Source organism: Actinomyces bouchesdurhonensis (assembly GCF_900128465.1).
Taxonomy (GTDB): Bacteria; Actinomycetota; Actinomycetes; order Actinomycetales; family Actinomycetaceae; genus Pauljensenia; species Pauljensenia bouchesdurhonensis.
Genome location: NZ_LT635864.1, coordinates 57,366 through 61,989, shown reverse-complemented (window position 1 = coordinate 61,989; position 4,624 = coordinate 57,366). Strand labels below are relative to the sequence as shown.

Below are 4,624 nucleotides of genomic sequence, written 5' to 3'. Positions count from 1 at the left end.
CCGCCTCCTGGGCCTCGCGGGCCTCGCGCTTCACCTTGCGCTTGTAGGCCGGATGGTAGGTGCGGTCCTCGGCCTTGGGGGTCGGGCCCTTGCCTTCGAGGCGGCGGCGCGAGTGGCCGCCGGTGCCGACCTGCGCGCCCTTCTTGGTGCCCTTCTTGCGGATGGCGCCGGGGCGCCCGCTGTGTGAGGCCATGGTGTCTCCTCGTTTTCTCATGAACTGACACCAGCCTACGGGTTTTGGGCCGCATCGGGGCCGCAGGGGCTCGCGCGGGGGCCAAAATCACGATCAGACAGGTTCCACACTAACCCGGGTCCTCCTCGGCTCTCCTTGCCCCTCCTCGGCTCTCCTCGCCCCTCTCCCCCAAAAGTCGCACGTAATTTAACACGGTCATTTTTCGAGATAGGCAACAAACGTTGCAATTCCAACAACCATATTTCAATGTCTGAAATATATGCACGGGAATTACGTGCGACATTACTGGAAAATCATGCCCATCGGGCAACTGCCATCAAGACAACACCTCGCTGCGCCGGATCAGTCTCAGCCTTGCAGCATCCCAGCGCCGCACACACGCGCACCGCGCCCCACAGGCACAGTAGCCTCACGCACACCACACCCATCGCCCGCACTCGCGCCACATTCACACACACCACGCCCCCTCGCCCGCACTTGCTGCAGCCTCGCCGATGCCGCCGAGCACGGCGGGGTTAGCCTCAGTCCTGTGACGCCATGGCCGCGATCTTCTCGACCGTCGAGCCGGAGCGGATCGTCACCTGGCGGTAGAAGTCCTCGCGCAGGAGGCGCTTGTGATACGCGGTCTTCAAGAAGCTCTTCTCGTCGAACTTGCCCCAGAACACGGCGTGCTCACCGAAATAAACGGCCTCGTCGCCCAGTTCCATGGCCTCGATACGCTCGCGCACGTGGGCGCGATCCAGGCCTCGCGTGAAAAAGAGCGCGTCGCGGCGGGCGACCTCGCCGTGCCACCAGTCGGGCAGGCCTTCCAGCTCCTCGAGATAGTCCTGCGCTGTCAGGAGCGCCACTCGGATCGGGAAGTCGTAGCGGCTCACCAGGAGATCCTCGACCCTCTGGGCTACGTCCTCGCGCGGGGCCTCGGCCTCGAAGAGGAGGTTGCCGCTGTTGATGTAGGTGCGCACGTTCGTGTAGCCCACGCCGGCGACCTGCTCGCGCAGCTCGCTCATGACGACCTTGTTTGTGCCGCCGACGTTGATGCCGCGCAGCAGCGCCACGTACTCCATGCTGATCCTCCCCATCTGTGGCGACGCCTCGAGGCGTCGGATACCCCAGGCCGCCCATCGAGAACTGCGGAACCAGAATCCCCTCTCTAAAACGCAAGCAGATACGACGCAGCCCCGGGAGCATGCATCAAGCAGAGGCCACCCCGGGGCATCCACTGACAATGGTAGACTAGGACGATGAGCGATAGCAAGCGTAGCGACGAAGCTAACGAAGGCCTCCTCGCATTCATCACCGAACCCCGTCTCCGACCATATCTCCAAACCTGCGAAGGAGACCTCTCACTCGCTCTCGATCTCTACGCCTGGAACACACGCATGGCGGCTGCATGCCTGCCCATGCTGTCTCAGACAGAAATTCTCCTGAGAAATGCGCTTGACGAACAACTCAAAGAGTATTTTGACGAAGCTACGCGAGGCATCCCTTGGTTTTTACAGAAATCGTGCCAACTAAAACAACAGGAACAAGACGCGATTTCTTCAGCACGCGAGATCATGGTGCGGGAGAAGAAAACGGAATCACGCGATCAGATTATCGCAAACCTTACGTTTGGATTCTGGGTTCGAATCCTAGGAGTCAACTACGAAGACTTGTGGAGAAGAGCTCTGCACCGCGCTTTTACAGACCCAAGCACGGGCAGACCACCGAGCGCTAAACATATTCGGTCACTTGTGAATGACGTGCGGCAATTCCGCAATAGAATTGCGCACCACGATTACGCCCAAGACTACGATCTCCCGATGCTTATGTCACGCGTAAAGGAACTTACCAAGCTAATCTCGCCACAATTTAGCGCATGGATAACAGAGAACTACCAAGAAACCTGGGATTCGCAATGGCGCGAACGACCGATTACAAAGCAGGAGACCATAGTCGTCCCAAACCGTCGGGGCAACTGGGAGACCTACAAGAGGAAGTCTGCCTACATCTGCCCCGCAGGCACATACTTCAGGGAGGAGATTAGGCACCTCGCGTTTTACGCGTCACGATGTATCCAACGCCAAGTTCCTCACATAACACTAATTGTAGATTCAGTCACTTGGACACTTGAGCACGCAACTGAGCTAGAAGCATCAACTTCGCAAGACGATAAAAGAATAGCAGGTCTTATCAAATGGACCTTGGGCGAAGAAGGTGAGCGCATAGTCGACCCTAACTTCACAGGCAGCCGACAGAAGAAGGTGATCCTCCTAACTTCGTATCGGAATGAACAGAATCCACAGCAGAAGGATGGGCACATCGTTCTTCCACACGAAATTCCCCACAATGAGTCGGGCAGAGGGAGCGGTTTTGTACGCCAACACAGATACGTATCCCTCCACCGGCTCCAGTCAGCTGCGACAACAGCAGACCTCTAGATCCCCCACGACGGCTCCCACCTACAGACAATTCCTCACGTCATCAGTACGACCTCCGGAGTGCTCGCAAATAGCGCCAAAACCAGGCAAAAGTCGCACGTAATTTAACGCGGTCATTTTTCGAGATAGGCCACAAACGTTGCAATTTCAACGGCCACATTTCAATGTCTGAAATATGTGCATGGGAATTACGTGCGACGTTACTGGGGAACCAGTCCGATTGGAAGCCGACGCACGAAACCACCTATCAACACACCAGACGCCGGTGTGACGGGCGCCGGATGGTCCGGAGGGCACGGGCAGGCTTCGCGACGCGGCGCCGNGCGCGATTTCGGCGAGGCGGTCGGCGTGCGTGGAGGTGCCGGAGATGAAGCCGTAGGTCTCGCGCAGGGAGGCGAACTCGGGCGTGCCGGACAGGTCGAAGTAGCCGTCGCGGGCCAGGGCCGTCTCGAACAGGGCGCGGGTGGCGTCCCCGTCGCGGCCCAGCAGGTCGAAGATGAAGCGCTCGAAGTTCGAGGCCTTGGAGATGTCCATGGAGGGGCTGGAGGTGGCCAGCGTGTCCGCGGAGGAGCGGGGGCGGTAGACGCCGGTGCGGAAGAACTCGTCGAGGACGTCGTTTTCGTTGGTGGCGACGACGAGGGTGCCCAGCGGCAGGCCCATCTGGCGGGCGATGTGGGCGGCGCACACGTTGCCGAAGTTGCCCGAGGGCACGACGACGCTGATCGTGGACGAGGCGTCGGCCCCTTCCTCGGTGACGCGCAGCCAGGTGGCGACGTAGTAGCAGACCTGGGCGAGCAGGCGCGCCCAGTTGATGGAGTTGACGGCGCCCACGTGCCAGGTGGCTTTGAAGTCGGCGTCCATGTTGATGGCCTTGACCAGGTCCTGGCAGTCGTCGAAGACGCCGTCGACGGCGACGTTGACGATGTTGGAGTCGAGGAGGGAGAACATTTGGGCGCGCTGGAAGGGGGTCATGCGTCCGGCGGGGGTGAGCATGACGACGGAAAGGCCGCGTCGGCCGCGCAGCGCGTATTCGGCAGAGGAGCCGGTGTCGCCGGAGGTGGCGCCCACGATGGTGAGCCAGTCGCCGCGGCGGGTGAGCTCGTATTCGAAGAGTTCGCCGAGGAGCTGCATCGCCATGTCTTTGAAGGCGGCGGTGGGGCCGTTGGAGAGGTGGGCGATGTGCAGGTCGGTGCCTTCCAGGGCGGTGACGGGCACGATCTGCGGGTCGGAGAAGGCGGGTGTGGAGTAGGCGCGGGCCGTGATCGCGCACAGGTCGCTGGCGTCGATGTCGTCGACGAAGAGGGAGAGGATGCCGGCGGCCATGGCCGCGTAGCCTTCCTCGCGCAGGACGATGCGCAGCTCGTCCAGGTCGGAAACCGACAGGGTCGGGTATTCTTCGGGCAGGTACAGGCCGCCGTCGGGCGCCAGGCCTTCCAGCAGGATGTCGCTGAAGGAGCGGGTGGGGGTGTTGGGGCCTCGTCGGGTCGAAATGTAACGCACGGGCCGATCCTATCGGAGTGTGCGCGTGTGAAGCGAGGGGGTTCGTCGTTCGTCACGTTTTGACGAGGCCGGGGCGGGGAGGCGGTGTGGGCGCGGCCAGGTGGTGTGTGATAGTAACGACGGGTGAGTATCGAGGACGACAGGTGGGCGCCTCGGGCCGATGGGGGCGGGGAGGCGAGTCTGCCAAAGGCCAAGGCATTATCCCTGTCACGCACGGCTGCCTCGTGAGCTGACGGATCGGTCAGCGTTTTCCGGGGTCCGTATCCCCTGTACGGGCGCGCCTGGTCAGCTGCGCGCCGCCAGCGGCGAGGGGCCTCGTTCTCAGAGGAAGTTGCGGCACTCACGCCGCGCTCGTCGTGACGCTACCCTGGTTGCATGACTGATCTGCCTTTCCGCGTCGGCCAAGCGGTCGACGTCCACGCGTTCGCCGCCCCCGATTCGCAGCGCCCGCTGATGGTCGCGTGCCTGGAGTGGCCGGGCGAGCGCCCCCTCGAGGGCCATTCGGACGCCG

Annotated in this window: 3 protein-coding genes and 2 pseudogenes; 2 read left to right on the top strand and 3 right to left on the bottom strand. The window is 61.8% G+C overall.

The features are described from left to right. Nucleotides 1-193: pseudogene (locus tag BQ7477_RS02090) on the bottom strand (23S rRNA (guanosine(2251)-2'-O)-methyltransferase RlmB); the annotation flags it as partial. A gap of 521 nt (nucleotides 194-714) precedes the next feature. Continuing rightward, a complete protein-coding gene (locus tag BQ7477_RS02085; protein WP_073982635.1) occupies nucleotides 715-1,257 on the bottom strand; it encodes a DUF1697 domain-containing protein in 543 nt (180 codons plus the stop codon). Nucleotides 1,258-1,434: 177 nt separating this feature from the next. Here BQ7477_RS02085 and BQ7477_RS02080 point away from each other — a divergent pair, with 177 nt between their 5' ends. After that, complete coding sequence (locus BQ7477_RS02080) at nucleotides 1,435-2,613, top strand: Abi family protein (protein WP_073982634.1); 1,179 nt, start codon at nucleotides 1,435-1,437, stop codon at nucleotides 2,611-2,613. A gap of 324 nt (nucleotides 2,614-2,937) precedes the next feature. On the opposite strand, the pseudogene thrC reads toward BQ7477_RS02080, so the two are convergent. After that, nucleotides 2,938-4,113: pseudogene (gene thrC, locus BQ7477_RS02075) on the bottom strand (threonine synthase); the annotation flags it as partial. Between the two features lie 375 nt (nucleotides 4,114-4,488). Here thrC and BQ7477_RS02070 point away from each other — a divergent pair. Next, the coding region (locus BQ7477_RS02070) for a 2-C-methyl-D-erythritol 2,4-cyclodiphosphate synthase (protein WP_200783451.1) at nucleotides 4,489-4,624 on the top strand (136 nt) is incomplete at its 3' end.